The organism is uncultured Roseobacter sp., from assembly GCF_947501835.1.
Classification (GTDB): domain Bacteria; phylum Pseudomonadota; class Alphaproteobacteria; order Rhodobacterales; family Rhodobacteraceae; genus Roseobacter.
In genome coordinates, this window is the sequence record NZ_CANMXR010000002.1 from 77,562 (window position 1) to 96,008 (window position 18,447).

General features: G+C 60.0%; 16 protein-coding genes. 8 read left to right on the plus strand and 8 right to left on the minus strand.

Annotated elements, in window-relative coordinates; genetic code table 11:
* Positions 1-2: 2 nt before the first annotated feature.
* Positions 3-3,092 carry an ABC transporter transmembrane domain-containing protein gene (locus Q1A20_RS04250; protein ID WP_299916091.1) on the minus strand — a complete coding sequence of 1,030 codons (3,090 nt, stop codon included), beginning with the start codon at positions 3,090-3,092 and terminating at the stop codon, positions 3-5.
* 206 nt (positions 3,093-3,298) lie between these two features.
* On the opposite strand from Q1A20_RS04250, the gene ilvD reads away from it, so the two are divergent.
* The 3 genes from ilvD to Q1A20_RS04265 all read left to right on the plus strand — a co-directional run bounded on the left by ilvD (position 3,299) and on the right by Q1A20_RS04265 (position 6,384).
* Entirely contained in the window at positions 3,299-5,062 is a 1,764-nt protein-coding gene (ilvD, locus tag Q1A20_RS04255) for a dihydroxy-acid dehydratase (RefSeq protein WP_298969027.1), read from the plus strand.
* Between the two features lie 167 nt (positions 5,063-5,229).
* The gene (locus Q1A20_RS04260) at positions 5,230-6,003 is read left to right on the plus strand and encodes a DUF6478 family protein (protein ID WP_299916092.1); all 774 of its coding nucleotides are present in this window, start codon (positions 5,230-5,232) and stop codon (positions 6,001-6,003) included.
* A 9-nt stretch (positions 6,004-6,012) separates the two neighbouring features.
* Entirely contained in the window at positions 6,013-6,384 is a 372-nt protein-coding gene (locus Q1A20_RS04265; protein ID WP_299401709.1) for a hypothetical protein, read from the plus strand.
* 55 nt (positions 6,385-6,439) lie between these two features.
* Here the strand turns inward: Q1A20_RS04265 and Q1A20_RS04270 are convergent, their stop codons facing one another.
* From Q1A20_RS04270 to gpmI, 3 genes are read right to left on the minus strand one after another with little or no spacing between them, the layout of a single operon-like run.
* Positions 6,440-7,780: a S41 family peptidase gene (locus Q1A20_RS04270; protein ID WP_298969024.1), complete on the minus strand. Its 1,341-nt coding sequence runs from the start codon at positions 7,778-7,780 to the stop codon at positions 6,440-6,442.
* 6 nt (positions 7,781-7,786) lie between these two features.
* On the minus strand, positions 7,787-8,917 hold the full coding sequence (locus tag Q1A20_RS04275; RefSeq protein ID WP_299401705.1) for a peptidase M23: 1,131 nt from the start codon (positions 8,915-8,917) through the stop codon (positions 7,787-7,789).
* Entirely contained in the window at positions 8,914-10,431 is a 1,518-nt protein-coding gene (gene gpmI, locus Q1A20_RS04280; RefSeq protein ID WP_299401702.1) for a 2,3-bisphosphoglycerate-independent phosphoglycerate mutase, read from the minus strand. Before gpmI ends, Q1A20_RS04275 begins: the two co-directional genes overlap by 4 nt.
* A gap of 290 nt (positions 10,432-10,721) precedes the next feature.
* Here gpmI and Q1A20_RS04285 point away from each other — a divergent pair, with 290 nt between their 5' ends.
* The 4 genes from Q1A20_RS04285 (at position 10,722) to polA (ending at position 14,855) form a co-directional block, all read left to right on the plus strand.
* On the plus strand, positions 10,722-11,189 hold the full coding sequence (locus tag Q1A20_RS04285; RefSeq protein WP_299401700.1) for a DUF1203 domain-containing protein: 468 nt from the start codon (positions 10,722-10,724) through the stop codon (positions 11,187-11,189).
* 76 nt (positions 11,190-11,265) lie between these two features.
* On the plus strand, positions 11,266-11,445 hold the full coding sequence (locus tag Q1A20_RS04290; protein ID WP_299403174.1) for a zinc-finger domain-containing protein: 180 nt from the start codon (positions 11,266-11,268) through the stop codon (positions 11,443-11,445).
* A gap of 74 nt (positions 11,446-11,519) precedes the next feature.
* Positions 11,520-11,975 (plus strand): hypothetical protein, encoded by a 456-nt coding sequence (locus tag Q1A20_RS04295; protein WP_299916093.1) that lies wholly within the window; start codon positions 11,520-11,522, stop codon positions 11,973-11,975.
* An 84-nt stretch (positions 11,976-12,059) separates the two neighbouring features.
* On the plus strand, positions 12,060-14,855 hold the full coding sequence (gene polA / locus Q1A20_RS04300; RefSeq protein WP_299916094.1) for a DNA polymerase I: 2,796 nt from the start codon (positions 12,060-12,062) through the stop codon (positions 14,853-14,855).
* A 23-nt stretch (positions 14,856-14,878) separates the two neighbouring features.
* Here the strand turns inward: polA and Q1A20_RS04305 are convergent, their stop codons facing one another.
* From Q1A20_RS04305 to Q1A20_RS04320, 4 genes are all read right to left on the minus strand, one after another.
* Positions 14,879-15,109 (minus strand): DUF2798 domain-containing protein, encoded by a 231-nt coding sequence (locus tag Q1A20_RS04305; RefSeq protein WP_299916095.1) that lies wholly within the window; start codon positions 15,107-15,109, stop codon positions 14,879-14,881.
* A 100-nt stretch (positions 15,110-15,209) separates the two neighbouring features.
* Complete coding sequence (locus tag Q1A20_RS04310; RefSeq protein WP_299916097.1) at positions 15,210-15,974, minus strand: TIM barrel protein; 765 nt, start codon at positions 15,972-15,974, stop codon at positions 15,210-15,212.
* A 36-nt stretch (positions 15,975-16,010) separates the two neighbouring features.
* A complete protein-coding gene (locus tag Q1A20_RS04315; RefSeq protein WP_299401690.1) occupies positions 16,011-16,697 on the minus strand; it encodes an SDR family NAD(P)-dependent oxidoreductase in 687 nt (228 codons plus the stop codon).
* 91 nt (positions 16,698-16,788) lie between these two features.
* On the minus strand, positions 16,789-17,364 hold the full coding sequence (locus tag Q1A20_RS04320) for a DUF1285 domain-containing protein (protein ID WP_299916099.1): 576 nt from the start codon (positions 17,362-17,364) through the stop codon (positions 16,789-16,791).
* A gap of 68 nt (positions 17,365-17,432) precedes the next feature.
* Here Q1A20_RS04320 and Q1A20_RS04325 point away from each other — a divergent pair, with 68 nt between their 5' ends.
* Positions 17,433-18,440 carry a MoxR family ATPase gene (locus Q1A20_RS04325; RefSeq protein WP_298969011.1) on the plus strand — a complete coding sequence of 336 codons (1,008 nt, stop codon included), beginning with the start codon at positions 17,433-17,435 and terminating at the stop codon, positions 18,438-18,440.
* Positions 18,441-18,447 lie beyond the last annotated feature (7 nt).

The following is an 18,447-nucleotide window of genomic DNA, read 5'->3' on the forward strand; positions in this document are numbered from 1 at the left end:
CCCTACGCGTCTGTACGTTCAGTGTCTTGCGTGTCCTGCGGAATGCTGACACGCGCTTCGCGCAAGAGTTCGGCAGCGCCCGTCAAATGCCCGGCCACCGTTTGCAACAAGTGCATGAGCACGGTTGGATCCGTGGCAATCACCGACCGGAACTCATCTGCCCCGATCCGCAGAAATTTGGTGTCTTCCTGCGCAATCAGATCAAGCTGGCGCGGCTCATCCAGAATGATCGCCAGATCACCAATAAGCCGCCCGGGGCCCACCGCCGTCACATCGTGCCAGTTATCATCGTCATCGCGGTACCCCATCATCGCATTGCCGGACAGGCACAGATACGCCGCATCCGCGCGTTCGCCCATGGTGAAGATGCGCGTGTCCGCCTTGGCCTTGTACCATTGCGCGGAAAAGGCCAGCAGGCGTTGGCTGCGCGAATCCAGATTGGCGAAAAGATCGGTGCGAGAGATCACCCTGATCTTGCGGCGCAGATCGTCTGAGCCACTGTCTTCGCCGTCCTGAGTTTCCGGCTGTTCCACCCCATCGATCCGGCCGTTCTTGATGTCCACAAAGATATCGTAGGCGGTCGGATTTTCGAATTTGTCCTCCAGGAAGATCATCGTCGCCTTGGGCAGCAGATCCCGCAGCTTGGCGCGCGTTTTCTTGCGGCTCGCCGCATCATGGCTGGCCAGAACTGTATCGAGGATCAGGATATCCGGGCGCTTGATCCCGGCACGGCTGAAGGCAGCCCGTTCCTGAAAGGCGCTGGCCAGATTGGTCCCGCCGAGGCCGGTTCTGATGTCCAGAATGGTCTCCGCCACCTGACGTTTCAGCTCATGCTTCGCCACGACCTCGGCTACAAGGTCTTCGATCAATTCGCCCTGCACACCGGCAATCGCTGAGATGCGCCCATAAAGCGCGTTTTCCATCAGCGTTAGACGCGGCAAGTAGTTGTCAGGGGCCACCGGCACAAACATTCCACGCATCCGCTCGCGCATCTCATCGCTCTTTTCCTTGCGGATTTCGAGGATTTCCTCCTTGAAACTTTCCGGGAAACCGGGGCCAATCTGTTCAGCGGTAAAGGCAAAAGGTACCGTCAGAAGCAGGGAAAACTCCTCTTCGGTCAGCGCCTGATCGCCTTTTTCCTGACGTCGTGTCGCGATGTCCACCAATCGTTCATAGAGCTCCTCCTCGATCCCCAATGCAGTGAACAAGGGATGGTTGGTGCCGTCTCTGCCGAAGGTCTGGTGCAATGTCTCGATCAGCGTCTGCGAGATCGCAATGCCCTGCTCGGCCAGGCCCAGTTCGGATACCAACGCCAGAAAGCTCCGCTCTGCGGCAAGGCCCTGTTGCGAGATATCGCGTTTTGGCGAGGCAAACATCAGGTTGCCACCCAGCGGGATCGAGGGGTTGAATTCATCCGGGTTGAACCGATTGACGAAGCGGTCCAGCTGCCGTTCAACCAGTTTGTCATAGACCTCGGCGCGCAGACTGACGATAGACGCAGCCAGTTTCGTATGCGTCTCGGGATCGATGCGCGACCCCAGCATGCGGCGGAACATGAACTCGTCCAGCCCCATCGCCTCAACCAGTTGGAACCACCAGCCGCGAATTTCCTCTGTCGTGTTCAGCCCGGCCAACCCGGGGTCCACCCAATCGGCCTTGATGCTGTCGAGACTGTTGCCGGAGCGTTTGGCCTCAATGCCGTTCCTGTCTTTCTGATTGGGGTCCCAGAGCACGGTTTTCGGGCTGGATTTAAGCGGCATCAGCAGGTTGTCACCCAAGGTCCCGTCAAAGAGATAGGGCCTTGAATGCGCATAGCCGATGCGTGCCGCGATCACCGACTGATGCATTTCCGCCAGATCGTGCCCGGCGATGGTGACGCTGCCGCGCGCTGGCATCACCTCACGGGTCAGCACCTCGGCCAGCGCCGTGCGTTCGATCTGACTGCTGGATTGAATGGCCACGCGTGCGCCTGCCGGGATCTCCAGATTGATGTTTTCGATCACGGCATTCCCGTCCGAGTTACGCACGGTGACATTGTGAATTGAAATGGCGCCATCCAGATGCGGGATCTCGGTCGGTTCACCCTCCATCAGCTTTTCATCGATCATGCCTTTGGGTGCAAAGCGCTCGGTCACGATCTCCCAGCGCAGGGACATGTCCTGCACCTGGTTGTAGTAGGTCAAAAGCTCTTTCCAGGGGGAACTCAGATCCTTGTAAGCGGCGAGTGCCGCGACCAGCGCGCCCACGGTGATATCCCCGCGGATCGCCAGATACCCCCCCGCGGAATAGAAGAAAAACGGCGTCAGCTGCGTGATGAAGTTGTTGAGGAACTTCATGAAGAATTTTTTCTGGTAGATCTGGAACCGGATCTCAAAGAGATGGCCCAACCGATCCGTAAACGCGGCCAGGCGGTACCGCAAACCACCATTGGTGCGCAGATCACCGATACCGGCGGCGGTCTCGCCGATCTCGGATGCAAAGTGGCGCACTTCGACAATGCGTTTCTTGTTCAGCTGGTTGATCTGCCGTTGCAGGATCGGGATCACATAGGCCTGCAGCGGGATCAGCGCGACGCCCGCGAGCCCGAACCAGACGCTTTGCGCAAAGAGAAAGATCACGATGATCAGCATCTGCCCGGCCTGAAACACCGGTTGCGCCACGGCGTCTCCCATCAGCCCGCCCATCGGCTCCGCCTCGGAGGTCACCATCGAGACCAATTCCCCCTGGCTGGTGCTGCGGAAATAGGCCCGCGGGAACCGTGTCATCCGGTTGATCAGCTGATACCGGAACCGCCGCAAAAGCCGCTCCGCGAGCACCCCCTTCATGGTATTCAGGCGCATTTTGAGCAGCCCGTGCAAAAGCACAGCGCCAAGGTAGGCAAAACACAAAGCCATCAGGAATTGCGTCTGGCTCATCGTGACACCAAACACGGTCACGGTGGTGCTTTGTGCCCCGATGGCGTCGTTGATGATCCGCTTGGGCAATTCCAGCGTCGCGTAGAGGAACGGGAAGGTGAACAGCGTAAAGAACAGCAGAAACAGTTGTTCCCGCTTGGAAAACTTCCAAATGAACGCGAAGAGTGAAGATTCCATGAAACGGCTTTCGGTATGGGGCTGACGTGGGAGCCACTGCGGGTCGCCAAGCGCACTTTCGTGCGGCTTCACCCAACTTATGTCCGCACAATTCCCAATACAAGCGCGCAAACGGTCAAGGGTTGTGCATATCTGAACGCTAGAGCCTTGCAGGCCCTATGGCGGTTGGCTATTCGGGTGCAACAGATTTGAAGGGGAGAATACCCATGTCCAGCCAGCGTTTTGATAAATCCAAACTGCCAAGCCGCCATGTGACCGAAGGGCCCGCGCGCGCGCCGCACCGGTCCTATTACTACGCCATGGGCATGACGGATGAGGAAATTCACCAGCCGCTGGTTGGCGTGGCGACCTGCTGGAACGAGGCCGCGCCCTGCAACATCGCGCTGAACCGGCAGGCGCAGGCGGTGAAAATGGGTGTAAAACGCGAGTACGGCACCCCGCGCGAATTTACCACCATCACCGTCACCGACGGCATCGCCATGGGGCATGAGGGCATGCGCTCCTCGCTGGCGTCGCGCGAGGCGATTGCGGATACGGTTGAACTGACCATGCGCGGGCATTGCTATGACGCCATCGTGGGTCTGGCAGGCTGCGACAAGAGCTTGCCCGGCATGATGATGGCGATGATCCGTCTGAACGTGCCATCGGTCTTCCTTTATGGCGGGTCGATCCTGCCGGGTCGGGCACCCACCGGTTCGGCCATCCCCGAAGATTTCGCCAACCGTGATCTGACCGTGCAGGACATGTTCGAAGCCGTGGGCCGCCAGCAAAGTGGCTCGCTCACCGAGGCGGAGTTGGAAATTCTCGAACGTGTGGCCTGCCCTTCTGCCGGGGCTTGTGGTGGTCAGTTCACCGCCAACACCATGGCCTGTGTGTCCGAGGCGATTGGCCTGGCGCTGCCCAACTCGGCAGGTGCGCCAGCTCCTTACGAAAGCCGTGATGCCTATGCCGAGGCCTCTGGGGCGGCAGTCATGAACCTGATCGAAAAGAACATCCGCGCCCGTGACATCTGCACGCGCGAAGCTTTCGAGAACGCCGCGCGCATCGTGGCGTGCACTGGTGGCTCAACCAACGCGGGCCTGCACTTGCCCGCGATGGCGCATGAGGCGGGCATTGATTTCTTCCTCGAAGACGTCTGCGAGATCTTCCGCGACACGCCCTATTTCGTCGATCTGAAACCCGGCGGGCAGTATGTGGCCAAAGACCTCTATGAGGCAGGCGGCGTGCCGGTCGTGATGAAGGAGTTGCGCAAGGCGGGCCTGATCCACGAAGATTGCATCACCGCAACCGGCTATTCCATTGGCGAAGAGATCGACAGGGTCACGCTGGAGGCCGATGGCCGCGTGATCTACCCCGTCGATGCGCCGCTCTCCAAAACCGGCGGTGTTGTGGGCCTCAAAGGCAACCTCGCGCCGGAAGGGGCCATCGTGAAAATCGCCGGGATGGAACCGCAGCACCAGCTCTTCACCGGCCCTGCGCGTGTTTTCGAATGTGAACAGGACGCTTTTGAAGCCGTTCAGAACCGCACCTATGAAGAGGGTGATGTCTTTGTCATTCGCAACGAAGGCCCCGCAGGGGGACCAGGCATGCGCGAAATGCTGGCGACAACGGCGGCCCTGTCCGGCCAAGGCATGGGCAAAAAAGTCGCCCTGATCACCGACGGCCGCTTTTCCGGCGCGACCCGGGGTTTTTGCGTCGGGCACGTTGGCCCCGAAGCCGCCCACGGCGGCCCTATCGCCCTGTTGAAAAACGGCGATATGATCACCCTGAATGCGATCGAAGGCACCATTTCCGTGGATGTGTCTGACGATGAGATGGCCGCGCGCAAAGCCGATTGGAAAGGGCCACGCCAAACCATCTATGGCGCGGGCGCGCTGTGGAAATATGCTAAACTGGTGGGGCCGACCTATCTTGGCGCCGTCACCCACCCAGGCGCCAAGGAAGAAGGCCACGACTATATGGCGCTTTAACGCTCCGCCCCTCTGCGCGTCTTTTCCGGCGCGCAGATCCGCCCGCTTTCGGGTTGAAAGCAACAATTCCCAAAAAATCGGCGCATTGTCCGGAATTCTTGGTTTATATGTCAGCAACCCTTTCGTTAGATAAGGGCAAAGAGCGGCACAAAGGCAGTCACAGACCGATGGGCAAAGGTGGGGATACCTTCTGGGATACGGCGATTTATCGGCGGGCGTTGCAACGCTGGGCGCTGTCGGCGCGCAAGGCGAGCACCTCGAAGTTAAACGTTCTGCGCAAGCAGCGCACGCGCGCAAGGCTTTTGCGTGCCCATCTCGACAAGCTGATCCACACTGCTGACGCAAGGCTGGCCCTGCCGGTTGTGGGCTCCAACAGCTTCCCCAAACCACATAACGCGGATTGGGCGTGGCGGCCGGAACTCTGGCGTGGTCCTTTGGCGAGCCCCGGCATCTCGTCGGTGCAGAACAAATCCATGCTGGGCGATGAGGTGACCCTGTTTCACGACTGCGGACGGTCGGAGATCACGCTGCGCCAGGTGCGCAACACCCGACAGGAAGACCTCGCACCCTACGGTTTGCGGGTCGATGTGTTCAAGTTCGACGGGTCCTTCCTGTCCATCGTCGTCGATCTGCCAGGCGCGGCGACGGATGGTCTGAAACGCATGCATATCCTGCGTGTGAACAGCATCATCGAAATGGAAAAACCCATTGAGATATTCGCGCGCCTGAACATCCGTCACGGGCCGAACACGGAACAGATCGTGCGCGAGTTTGATCTGAACGACAAAGAGGTGAGCATCGAATTCGATCTGGCCTACTCGAACCTGAACGAGAAACGGATTGAAAAAGCATGGGTCGATTTCATCTTTGAAGGACCTGAGATGAACATGGTCACGCTCCGTGACACCACCTTTTCGCGCTGCCAGCGCGCACAGATGTAGGATGACGCGATGAGCCAATGGGTGGTGACACAGACCAGGATGCAGAACGGTATCTGGCAGGGATTGGTGACCGGGCCCGGCGGGGCGGCACCCGACCTCAGCGTCACTTTTCTGGAAAATCCGGTGGCGGATGTGACCACCGTTGCGGCCAGCGAGGCCGACAGCTGGCTTTTGCAGATACCGGTGCCCGCGGATGCGATTTCCGATGGGGTGCAGACAATTCTGATTTCTGATCGGGAAACAGATGAACGCCTCGCCAGTTTCACTTTGATCGCGGGCGAAGCGCTTGGCGATGATTTGCGCGCTGAAGTGGACCTGCTACGCGCTGAACTCGACATGCTCAAGCGCGCCTTTCGGCGGCATTGTGTCGAAACCACATGACAAAAAAACCCCGCCGGAAAACCAGCGGGGCCATTTCGTTCAAGCAGCCGTCAGATTATTCGACGGGCACCAATGCATTCAGACCTTTGAGGATGTCGATGGCATAGGCCAGTTGATAATCCTCTTCGCGCAGCGCGGCGGCAGCTTCTGCCTTCGCACGGTCCGCTTCGATCTGTTTGATCTCGTCGTCGGTGAGGCTGTCGTTGTTCAGACTGCCCCGCAAATCTGCCTCCGACCGGAGGGAACGTGCCGCGTTATCTTCGTCCTCTTCCTCAGCTTCAGGCGCGCGCCGTGGTTGTTCAACGACGATGTCCGGCGAAACGCCCAGCGACTGGATCGAGCGGCCCGATGGTGTGTAATACCGCGCCGTTGTCAGGCGCATCGCACCATCACCCCGCAGCGGCATGACCGTTTGCACGGAGCCTTTGCCAAAGCTTTTGGTGCCCACAACAATGGCGCGGCGGTGATCCTGCAAGGCACCCGCAACGATTTCAGAGGCCGAGGCGGAGCCACCGTTGATCAGCACGACAATCGGCTTGCCCTGTGCCAGGTCGCCTTCTGTCGCATTGAAACGCTCGCCATCCTGAATGTTGCGGCCCCGCGTGCTGACAATCTCACCTTCATCCAGGAAGGCATCGGACACCCGGATTGCTTGTGTCAGGAGGCCGCCGGGGTTGTTGCGCAGGTCAACGACGATGCCGTTGATCTTGTCCATGCCCCCGGCCGTTTCGATTTGCTCGCTCAGACCGGATTCCAGGTTGGTGTAGGTCTGATCGTTGAAGGTTGTGACCCGCAAGACCACGGTATCGCCCTGGGTCCGCGTGCGCACAGCCGTCAGCTTGATGGTGTCGCGGATGATCGAGACGTCAAAGGGCTCAGTTTCACCCTCGCGCACGACGGTGATCAGGATCTCCGATCCAACCGGGCCACGCATCATCTCAACCGCCTCGTCGAGCGTCAGACCCAGAACGGATTCGCCATCCACATGGGTGATGAAATCGCCCGCCTCGACCCCGGCTTCATCCGCCGGGGTGCCATCGATGGGCGAAACAACTTTGACAAAGCCCTCTTCCTGGGTAACCTCAATCCCCAGCCCGCCAAATTCGCCGCGTGTCTGTACCCGCATCTGGGCAGCATCATCCGGCGAAAGGTAGCTGGAGTGGGGATCAAGCGATGTGAGCATGCCGTCGATCGCGGCTTCGATCAGTTCACCGGCTTCCACCTCTTCGACATATTGGGCGCGGATACGTTCAAAGATATCGCCAAACAAATCCAGTTGCTCGTAGACACCGCTCGACTTTGCCGCTTCTTGCGCCAGCAGGGGGCCCGCAATCTGGGTTGTGGCAACGACACCTGCGACGATACCGCCCGCTGCCGCCATGGCAAATTTTTTCATGTCTCTCTATCCATCCTTATCGGTTCGGAACCAGAGGCTCGGGTCCTCAGGCGAGTTTTGCTGTCTTACCTCTATATAGAGCGTTTCTGAGCGCTCAGCGCCAGTGTCATCACCATCTGTTGACAGCTCTGACCGATTTTCCGCCGCAGCGTCGCCCATAAGCCCCAGTGGCGCGCCCGCGTCAATGACTTCTCCGGCGGTACCGTAAACGGTATCTAAACCCGCCAGCACAAAGAGCACCTGCGCCTGCGGCTCCAGAATCACCACCTGCCCCAGATCCAACAGCGGGCCGGTATAGCGGATCGTCGCGGCGACCGGGCTGGTCACAATGGCGCGCGGCAGGGTCGCCAGGATGATGCCCGGCCGGGTGATGCCCGCAGCATCGGCCTCGCCCGCCCCCCGCAGCACGATCCCCTGAACGGGCAGCGGCAAGTCCCCTTTTTCGCCACTGATCCGGGCGGGTGCAGTGGCCCTGACATCGACCGCAACACGTTCAAGACCGCTGGCAAAACTCTCCAGCGTTTCGGCGGAGGCAATCAGGATGGCCTCGCGCACGGGATCATTGATAAACCGCATCGGCAGCTCTGTCCGCTCCGCGATGGCCTGATTGAGGGCGGTGCGCGCGTCCTGCACCTCGCGCAATCCGTCCACCAGACGACCCGCCGCATCCGTCTGCATGCCGCGCAATACCTGCAAGTCTTCGAGGTCGCGGCGCAAATGTGAGGCTCGTGCATTCAGGGCTGGTGTCATCTCCGCCAGGAGCATGCCTGCGCGTGCCGTGCCTGTTGGTCCCCCCGGATGCAGCAGGGCCACCGGCGACGGACCTGCGCCCATACGCTGCAATACCACCAGCAAACCGGCGATTTCTTCGTCGCGCGCCTGCAATTGCGCGCCGAGCTGCTCTTCCCGCACAGAGGCCTGTCGCAAGCCACTACGCAAAGCGCTCAACCCTTCCTCAAAGGCCTGAATTGTGCTGGTCAGCGCGCGGACACGGTCGCGTGCAGACTCTGCATCCACCAATTGTTGTGATGCCGCTTCCAGCATGTCCATCGCTGCCCGCGCGCGTTCAACATTGTCCTGCTGCGCGGCCCCGATGGTCGGCAGCATCAGCACGGCTATCAGCCAGACCCATTTCATGACAGCAAACACCGGCCAGTCATTTCCGGCGGCACCTCGAGGCCCATTAAAAATAGGGCCGTGGGCGCCAGATCTGCCAAGCGCCCCTTGGACAAATGCATGCCGTCCGGGCTACCGAGCACGGCAACCGGCACGGGATTGAGCGTATGGGCCGTATGCGCACCGCCGGTCTCGGGATCGATCATCATATCGCAATTGCCGTGATCGGCGGTCACGATCATCGCGCCACCTGCGGCCTCCAGCGCCGCGACCGCCCGGCCGAGACCCTGATCCACCGCTTCACAGGCCTTGATGGCCGCTTCAAGATCGCCCGTGTGACCCACCATATCGGGGTTGGCGTAGTTCACGACGATCAGGTCGTAGCCTGCCTTAATCGCGCCGACGAGCGCATCCGTCACCTCACCCGCCGACATTTCAGGTTGCAGATCGTAGGTCGCGACGTCAGGCGATTTCGGCATCTTGCGGTCTTCACCGTCAAAGGACACCTCCTCGCCGCCATTCAGAAAGAAGGTCACATGCGGGTATTTTTCGGTCTCGGCCAGCCGGAATTGTTTCAATCCCTGCTGCGCCACCCAATCGCCCAGCGTGTTGATGATCTCGGGCTTGGGATAGACCACGGACATGTATTCGGAATGCGCCTCGGAGTATTGCGCTATGCCCATCAGGCTGGCCCAATCCGGGCGCTTCCCGGTGTCGAAAGCGTCGAAGTCAGGTGCCCCAATCGCCGCCATGATCTCACGCGCCCGGTCTGCCCGGAAGTTGAGGCAAAAGACGCCGTCCCCATCCTGCGCGCCGCGATACCCATCCAGAACCGTGGGCGCGATGAACTCATCCGTTTCGCCGCGCGCATAGGCTTCTTCAACGGCAGCAGGGGCTGACGCGGCCTGCGCGCCCTCCGCTCTGACGATGGCGCGATAGGCTTTTTCAACGCGGTCCCAGCGATTGTCGCGGTCCATCGCGAAATAGCGCCCCGTGACCGTGCCAATCCGGACGGCATCCGGCGCATTGGCCTGAAGCGTTTCAAAGAACCCAAGCGCCGAAGACGGGCTGACATCGCGCCCGTCGGTCAGCGCGTGGATGACGACGGGCACATCTGCTGCATCCAGCGCCTTGGCGGCCGCAATCATGTGATTGAGATGCCCGTGGACACCGCCGTCCGAGACAACGCCTATCAGGTGCGCGGTACCACCGGTGCCTTTTAATTGGTCGATAAAGGCGCATAAGCGTTCGTTTTTCTCGAATGCGCCCTCCTCGATGGCCAGATCGATCTGGCCAAGATCCATGGCAACAACGCGACCCGCGCCGATATTGGTATGGCCCACCTCGGAATTGCCCATCTGCCCTTTGGGCAGGCCCACATCGGGGCCAAAAGTCGTCAGTGTCGCGTTGGGACATGTGGCCATGATCCGATCCATCGTCGGCGTCTCTGCCAGCAAGGGCGCATTGCCTTCGCGGCGATCACTGAGACCCCAGCCGTCGAGGATGCATAACACCACCGGTTTGCGCGCGCTCATCTGCTCATCTCCTCTGACGGGTTTGGGGGCCTTTTAGCGGTTGCGGCGCGCGGGGTGAACCTCTTTCACGGGGTCTGCCTGCTTCAGGGCTGAAAATCTCCCACTACCTTCCTGTCAGCCAGGGGCGTTGCCCCGGACCACAATTGCACCAGAGGCGGTGCACTCGCCTGCACGCCCAGCGCCGCCGTAAGGCACTGCAAAGCCCTGTCGAAACCGCATCATTCGGATCGATTTTTACCGCCGTGCCCGGATATTCACCTCAAAACAAACCCCGGAGATGGAGAAGATACATGCACAAGTTCATCGCATTAAAGACTGATATCGCGCGCCATTGGCAAAATGGTGGCAAAGACGTTCATGGTCAGATACCCGACCGCAAGATCTCGGATGGCAAGGGCACACCCTGCCGACACTGCCTGAAAGACGTCCCTGCGGGGGAGGAAATGCTGATCCTCGCGCACCGACCCTTTGAGGGTGTGCATGCCTATGCCGAAACGGGCCCCATCTTCTTGTGTGCAAACCCCTGCCCCCGTGGCGGCGACACAGATACATTGCCGCCGATCCTGACGACCTCTCCCGATTATCTGGTCAAAGGTTATTCAGCGGATGAGCGCATTGTCTACGGTACCGGCGAGGTCGTCGCGACCGAAGACATCCAGGCCAAAGTTGCTGATGTTTTCCAAAACCCTGATGTCGCCTTCATCCACGTCCGCTCTGCCCGCAACAACTGCTATCAGGCGCGGATCGAACGCGATTGACCAATTGCAACGGCATGGGCTTGCTCCACGCCTGCGCTTTGGTCATAACAGCACCGCAGAGCCAAAGGACACGCCCATCATGCAGCAACCGCCCGAGACAAAGATTGTTGAGAGTTTTCGCATCGCCTGTGATGGCGGCGAAGGCGCTTTGGGCCATCCCCGCGTCTGGCTGCAGATCCCCAAGGACACCGGTTGGGTCGAATGCGGCTATTGCGACTGCAAATACATCCACAAGGATTTTGAAAGTAAGGTCTAGGTCTCGCCCCATTTCCGCCCTCATGTCGCTGTAGCAGAAGACAACTACAGTGGATTTGATGGAAGAAAACAGGCATGACGGCTGAACCAGCCCCCCAACATCTACATGCGCCTTTCGCACTGGTTGGCATTGGACTGGCCGCCCTCGCGATGGCAATCGCACTGATCCACACTTTTGCGGGTCCTTTTGCACCAACGCAAAGCATAGAGGTTTCGATCGGTGAGATTGCTGCCGGTATTCGCGACTCAGCACAACGCGCCTTGCTGGGTCAGGAACAACCGGCACCGGTCGCCCGCGCCTGGGACATTGACCGCATTCTTAGAGCCGTCGCCCCAACGATGGGCGTTTTCGCAATTGTCGTGGCGCTTGTTGGCATGATCCGAAAAGAACCGACCAAGCTGGTTCTCTGTGGCGTCGCCTTCGGTGCAATGGCTGTGATGATACAGGTTCTGCTTTACGCCGTTCTGCTGATCGCGGGCGTGGTGCTTTTGATCGGCATCATGCAAAATCTGGATTCCATTCTCGGCTGATCGGCGCGGGCAACCAGATCAGGTTCTGGACTTCACGTCGCGCGCACGCCATGAACGGTGTAGCGCGACAAGGGGGTCACAGACATGGCATTTGGCAAAGGGCATCATCTACATCTGATCGACGGGTCGGCCTTTATCTTTCGGGCCTACCACGCGCTGCCCCCGCTCACGCGGAAATCGGACGGGTTACCGATTGGCGCAGTCTCGGGCTTCTGCAATATGGTCTGGAAGATGCTGGAGGAAACCAAGGGCGACGATGCGCCCACCCACGTGGCAGTGATTTTCGACAAGGGCAGCCATACGTTCCGCAACGAGATGTACGACCAGTACAAGGCCAACCGCGAAGCGATGCCCGAAGACCTGCGCCCGCAGATCCCCCTGACCCGCCGCGCTACGGTCGCCTTCAACATCGCCTGCGAGGAGAAAGAAGGCTACGAGGCCGATGACATTATTGCGACGCTGGCGGTGCAGGCCCGTGCGGCAGGTGGGCGCTGCACGATCATCAGCTCCGACAAGGACCTGATGCAACTGGTCGGTGACGGCGTCGAAATGCTGGACGCGATGAAGAACAGGCGCATCGACCGGGATGGCGTATTTGAGAAATTCGGCGTTTACCCCGACCGCGTTGTCGATGTGCAGGCCCTGGCTGGCGATTCCGTGGACAACGTCCCCGGCGCGCCTGGCATCGGAATCAAGACTGCCGCCCTGCTGATCAATGAATATGGCGATCTGGACGCGCTCTTGGAGCGCGCGGGCGACATCAAACAGCCCAAGCGCCGACAGACCCTGATCGACCACGCCGAACAGATCAGATTGTCCCGCAAACTGGTGCTATTGGACGAAGAGACCCCGCTGGATTTCACGCTCGACGATCTGGAGGTGCGCACGCCGGACCCCGATCAGCTGATGCCCTTTCTGGCCGAGATGGAGTTCCGCACGTTGACAAAACGGATTGCGGATCAGTTGGGGGTCGAACCGCCCGCCATCGATGACACACCCGCCGCGGCCCCAGATGCGCCGGAGGTCGAAGACATCCCGTTTGACCGCGCGGGATATAGCAAAGTCGGCACCGCAGAAGAGCTGCAACTCTGGATCGACCGGATCTATGAACGTGGCTATGTGGCCGTGGACACAGAAACCACGGGTCTGAACGAAATGACCGCTGATCTAGTGGGCATTTCCCTCTGCGTCGAAGCCGGGCAGGCCTGCTACGTCCCGCTGATCCACAAAGCCAATCAGGGCGATGGTCTCTTTGGGTCCGACGATCTGGCCGACGGTCAGATGCCGGTCGCCCAGGCTCTGGAGATGCTGAAACCTGTGCTTGAGGATGCGTCAATCCTCAAGATCGGGCAGAACATGAAATACGATGCCAAGATTTTCGCGCAGATGGGCATTGATGTCGCGCCCATAGACGACACCATGCTGATGTCCTACGCGATGCACGGCGGCCTGCACAATCACGGCATGGACACGCTGTCCGACCGTTATCTGGGCCACACGCCGATCCCGATCAAACCGCTGCTGGGCTCCGGCAAATCCGCGATCACTTTCGACAAGGTGCCGCTGGAGGACGCGGTGCCCTATGCCGCCGAAGACGCCGATATCACCCTGCGGCTCTGGCAGCAGTTCAAACCGTCGCTGCACCGCGCGCAGGTCACTCGTGTCTATGAAACGCTCGAACGCCCGATGGTGCCGGTTTTGGCGCAGATGGAACGAACCGGCATCAAGGTAGACCGTGATACGTTGAGCCGCATGTCCAACGCCTTCAGCCAGAGCATGGCGGGGCTGGAGGCCGAAATCCACGAGTTGGCAGGCCGTAGCTTCAACGTGGGCAGCCCCAAGCAGCTGGGCGAAATCCTCTTTGACGAGATGGGGATTGAGGGCGGGAAAAAGGGCAAGACCGGGGCCTATGCCACCGGGGCCGATGTGCTCGAAGACCTCGCGACCGAGCATGAATTGCCCGCCCGCGTACTCGACTGGCGGCAACTATCGAAGCTGAAATCAACCTATACCGACGCATTGCAGGATCATATCAACCCTGACACGGGCCGCGTGCATACGTCCTATTCGATTGCGGGGGCGTCCACTGGGCGTCTGGCTTCGACCGATCCGAACCTGCAGAACATCCCGATCCGCACCGAAGAAGGCCGCCGCATCCGCGAGGCCTTTGTCGCCGAAGAGGGCAAGACCCTGGTGGCGCTCGACTACAGCCAGATCGAACTGCGCATCCTGGCCCACATCGCCGACATAGAGGCGCTGAAGGAGGCGTTCAAACGCGGTGACGACATCCATGCGATGACCGCCTCGGAGATGTTCGACGTGCCGATGGAGGAGATGACACCCGAAATCCGCCGCCGCGCCAAGGCGATCAACTTCGGCGTGATCTACGGCATTTCCGGCTTTGGCCTGGCGCGCAACCTGCGCATCCCGCGTAGTGAGGCGCAGGGCTTCATCGACCGCTATTTCGAGCGTTTCCCTGGCATTCGCACCTATATGGATGACACCAAGGCTTTTGCGAAGGAACACGGCTACGTACAGACTCTCTTTGGCCGCCGCATCCACACGCCCAACATTGGCGCCAAGGGCCCGCACGCGGGCTTTGCCGCCCGCGCCGCGATCAACGCGCCCATTCAGGGCACGGCGGCGGATGTGATCCGGCGCGCCATGGTGCGGATGCCGGACGCCATTGCCGATCTGCCTGCGAAAATGCTGCTGCAGGTGCACGACGAACTGCTCTTTGAGGTCGAAGAGGGTGCGCAAGATGACCTGATCGCGGCGGCGAAGGCCGTGATGGAAGCGGCCCCGGATCCAGTGGTGAAACTGGATGTTACCTTAAGCGTCGATGCCGGTCAGGGGCCTAACTGGGCCGTCGCTCACTAGCCCCCGAACAGCGGTTTACCGGATTAAGCCTCAGCACGCACCAGTTTGGCGACGATCCGCCGTGCGATCGGTGAAACCAGCAGCAAGGTGGGAAAGGCAACCGACCAGCTTGGCAGCCAATTGGTGATCCACAGCATCACGAACCCGTCGATAAGGCCAACGGTGCGGAACGTAGCAATCCCTGACACCATGAACGACATCAACCCCGACAGGATGAACCCGAATACAAAATGCTGGTACTTTGCTGGAATCATCTCACGCCCCCAGTTTCAACACGCCGAACATAGGATGCCGCAACCGGGATTACATGCGCGTCAACGCACATTAAAACCGCAATTTTTGTGGATATGTTGATCAGCTGCGCAGCGCTTGCAGCCACGCCAGGCTTGCGTCGGTCTCGGGGCCGGGTGTGTATTCCGCACTGACCCAACCGGCGTAGTTGTCCGCGATCAGATGTTCAAAAAGACTTTCGAAATCAACGCTCCCCGTCCCTGGTGTCGTTCTGCCCGGCGCATCGCCGATCTGGACATGGCGCACCCAGGATTTATGCGTTTGATAGACCTTCACCGCATCGCCGTGGATGGATTGCGCATGAAAGCTATCGAATTGCAGTGCGATATTGGGCAATGACAGCTCTTGCAGGATGTCCACGGCCAAACCGTAATCGTTCAGAAAATACCCCGGCATGCTCTCGGCGTTGAGCGGCTCCAGCATCAAGGTCAGGCCCTGCGGCAGCTCACCAGATGCCCACCGCAGATTTTCAATCAGGGTCTGACGCGCCTCGGCGCCCTCCGCCACACCGCACATCACATGCAACATGGGCACGCGCAACGCCTCGCAATAGCGCAAAGCACGGCGCAAATCGTAGCGAAACCGGCCCTCCAGCCCGGGAACGGCGGCAAACCCGCGCTTTCCGCCGGTGTAATTTGGCGGCGGCGCGTTGATCAGAACCAGCGGCAGGCCGCATCTGAGCAAAGCGCGCTGCGTATCTTTGGCTGGCATGTCATAGGGGAAAAGCACCTCCGCCCCGTCGAACCCGGCCTCTGCCGCGGCGTCGAACCGATCCAGATAGGGCAGCTCTTGCCACAGGTGACTGAGATTGGCGGCGAGTTTGAGCATCTGACCTCTGCGCGTAATTTCGCGAAAGCCTAAGGCTCAGAAGCTTTCCACCCAAGGGCGCAGTGTAATTTCACTGCTCCAGGCCGAGCGGTGCTGATCGATCAGTTGCAGATAGGCCACGGCAAGCGCTTCGGGGTCCAGCATCCGATCCGATCCATCGTTTTCCCGCCCGGGAGTGGCAATTGCGCCATCGATATTGACCCAGGCGACGTGAATGCCCTGCGGATGCAATTCCCGTGCCATGGATTGCGCCAACCCGCGTTGTGCGAACTTTCCCATGGCAAAGGGCGCGGAGTTGGCAAAGCCCTTGACCCCTGCCGAGGCGCCCGTGAAGAGAATTGTGCCCTTGGTCTCGCCTGCGTTCTGCGCCATCCGGATGGCCGCTTGCTGACCCAACAGGAACGCCCCGAAGGCCGTTACCTGCATGGCGTTGCGCACCGCCTCCGGGTCCAGTTCGGTCACACTGCCCCGCACCCGCGCTGATGGATTGTAGATGGCGACCCGCAAGTCGCTTGGCAAAGCCTCGAAAACAGCCGCCATCTGGGCTGGATCGCTGCCATCAAGCGATACGGTCTTTGCATTGGTTTCTGCTGCGAGATCAGAAAGCTTGGCCGTATTCCGCGCGCCCAGCACCAAATCATATCCCTTTGCCGCCAACTGGCGCGCCAGAGATGCCGACACCCCGCTGCCCGCGCCAACAATCACCGCTGTTCCCTTGCTCATGATCTATCCCTTTCGTGAGTCACCCACAGATAGTAATCCCCTTTCGGACAGGGCAAAGCCACGTCACCGCACAAGGGCTGTGCGCTGCCCTTTATGGCAGCTCTGCGCTTGGGATGATTTGGAAAAAACTCCCCTTGGACCAGATGCCAAACCAGCCATCGTGATGCTGGCCCAAATCCACCAGACGGTAGAAACTCTTTCTGTCGATCAGCGCTTCGAGGTTTGCACGCACCAGTACATAGGGCGATGGCTCACCGGTATCCGCATCGCGCACCACGCGGATTGGCAGATCGGCACTGGCAGTGGCACTGTCGCCCACCTGGGTCGTGAATGTCAGGATCTGGTCGACACCCTCGCCCGCCGCCTCGAAGTCCACGGCGACAAAGGGGGCGTCGTCTACGGTAATGCCAACCTTCTCAACCGGGGTGACAAGGAAGTACTTCTCGCCCTCTTTCTTGAGAATCGATGAAAATAATTTAACCAAACCGGGCCGCCCAATTGGCGTGCCTTGGTAAAACCACGTGCCATCCCGGGCGATGCGCATGTCCAGATCACCGCAAAAAGGCGGATTCCAAAGGTGCACGGGCGGCAATCCGCGTGTTTTTGCAGCAGTTAATGATGCAGCAAGACTTTCTGCCGACGGTGTCACGGTTTTTTGTCCACTCATTGCTTTTGCCATTTCCCATGCGCACGTTAGAGTTACATCAAGCATATAATCCATCGGAGCACGTTGTCATGAGTGAAGCAGAAGACCTGGTCGCGGAAATCGAGGCGCTGGAAGACAAGCTTGCCGAAGCGCGCACATCGATCACCAAGCGGTTCATTGGTCAGGAGCGCGTCGTGGAGCTGACGCTCACGGCTCTGCTGTGCGGTGGCCACGGGCTGTTGATCGGGTTGCCCGGACTGGGTAAAACCCGGCTGGTTGAGACGCTTTCCACGGTCATGGGGCTGCATGGCAACCGCATTCAGTTCACGCCCGATCTGATGCCGGCCGACATTCTGGGCTCGGAGGTGCTTGATACCGCAGCAGACGGCAGCCGCGCCTTTCGCTTCATTCAGGGCCCGATTTTCTGCCAGTTGCTGATGGCGGATGAAATCAACCGCGCCAGCCCGCGGACGCAATCGGCACTGTTGCAGGCGATGCAGGAGAAAACAGTGACCGTTGCGGGTGAAAACCGCAGTCTAGGCATGCCGTTTCACGTGCTCGCAACGCAAAACCCGATTGAGCAGGAAGGCACCTACCCGCTGCCCGAAGCGCAGCTTGACCGCTTTCTTGTCCAGATCGATGTGGCCTATCCGGACCGTGACACAGAACGGGATATTCTACTGGCCACGACGGGTGAGTCAGAGGCCGCGTCGACAGAAGTCTTTACCGCTGCCGAACTGATCGCCGCACAGCAGTTGCTGCGCCGCATGCCGGTGGGCGACAGTGTTGTGGAAATGATCCTTGACCTCGTGCGTGCCTTCCGCCCCGAAGAGGAAGGCGCATCGCAGCAAGTGCGCGAAACCGTCGCCTGGGGCCCTGGTCCACGCGCGGCGCAAGCGCTGATGCTGACCGTGCGGGCGCGGGCGCTACTGGAAGGGCGGCTTGCCCCCTCGGCTGAGGACGTTCTCGATATGGCACGCCCGGTTCTGAGCCACCGAATGGCGCTCAACTTTGCGGCGCGGGCGCGGGGCGATAGCCTTGCGGGGCTCATTGAGTCCACCGCTGCCGATCTTGCTGGAGCGAAGGCCGCCGCGTGACCTCACC

Coding starts and splice junctions, on each gene's coding strand:
- Q1A20_RS04325 (WP_298969011.1), top strand. CDS start 17,433: ATGAGTGAAGCAGAAGACCTGGTCGCGGAAATCGAGGCGCTGGAAGAC.
- Q1A20_RS04270 (WP_298969024.1), bottom strand. CDS start 7,780: ATGAAAAAATTTGCCATGGCGGCAGCGGGCGGTATCGTCGCAGGTGTC.
- Q1A20_RS04315 (WP_299401690.1), bottom strand. CDS start 16,697: ATGAGCAAGGGAACAGCGGTGATTGTTGGCGCGGGCAGCGGGGTGTCG.
- Q1A20_RS04265 (WP_299401709.1), top strand. CDS start 6,013: ATGAGCCAATGGGTGGTGACACAGACCAGGATGCAGAACGGTATCTGG.
- Q1A20_RS04310 (WP_299916097.1), bottom strand. CDS start 15,974: ATGCTCAAACTCGCCGCCAATCTCAGTCACCTGTGGCAAGAGCTGCCC.
- ilvD (WP_298969027.1), top strand. CDS start 3,299: ATGTCCAGCCAGCGTTTTGATAAATCCAAACTGCCAAGCCGCCATGTG.
- polA (WP_299916094.1), top strand. CDS start 12,060: ATGGCATTTGGCAAAGGGCATCATCTACATCTGATCGACGGGTCGGCC.
- Q1A20_RS04295 (WP_299916093.1), top strand. CDS start 11,520: ATGACGGCTGAACCAGCCCCCCAACATCTACATGCGCCTTTCGCACTG.
- Q1A20_RS04320 (WP_299916099.1), bottom strand. CDS start 17,364: ATGAGTGGACAAAAAACCGTGACACCGTCGGCAGAAAGTCTTGCTGCA.
- Q1A20_RS04285 (WP_299401700.1), top strand. CDS start 10,722: ATGCACAAGTTCATCGCATTAAAGACTGATATCGCGCGCCATTGGCAA.
- Q1A20_RS04275 (WP_299401705.1), bottom strand. CDS start 8,917: ATGAAATGGGTCTGGCTGATAGCCGTGCTGATGCTGCCGACCATCGGG.
- Q1A20_RS04260 (WP_299916092.1), top strand. CDS start 5,230: ATGGGCAAAGGTGGGGATACCTTCTGGGATACGGCGATTTATCGGCGG.
- Q1A20_RS04305 (WP_299916095.1), bottom strand. CDS start 15,109: ATGATTCCAGCAAAGTACCAGCATTTTGTATTCGGGTTCATCCTGTCG.
- gpmI (WP_299401702.1), bottom strand. CDS start 10,431: ATGAGCGCGCGCAAACCGGTGGTGTTATGCATCCTCGACGGCTGGGGT.
- Q1A20_RS04250 (WP_299916091.1), bottom strand. CDS start 3,092: ATGGAATCTTCACTCTTCGCGTTCATTTGGAAGTTTTCCAAGCGGGAA.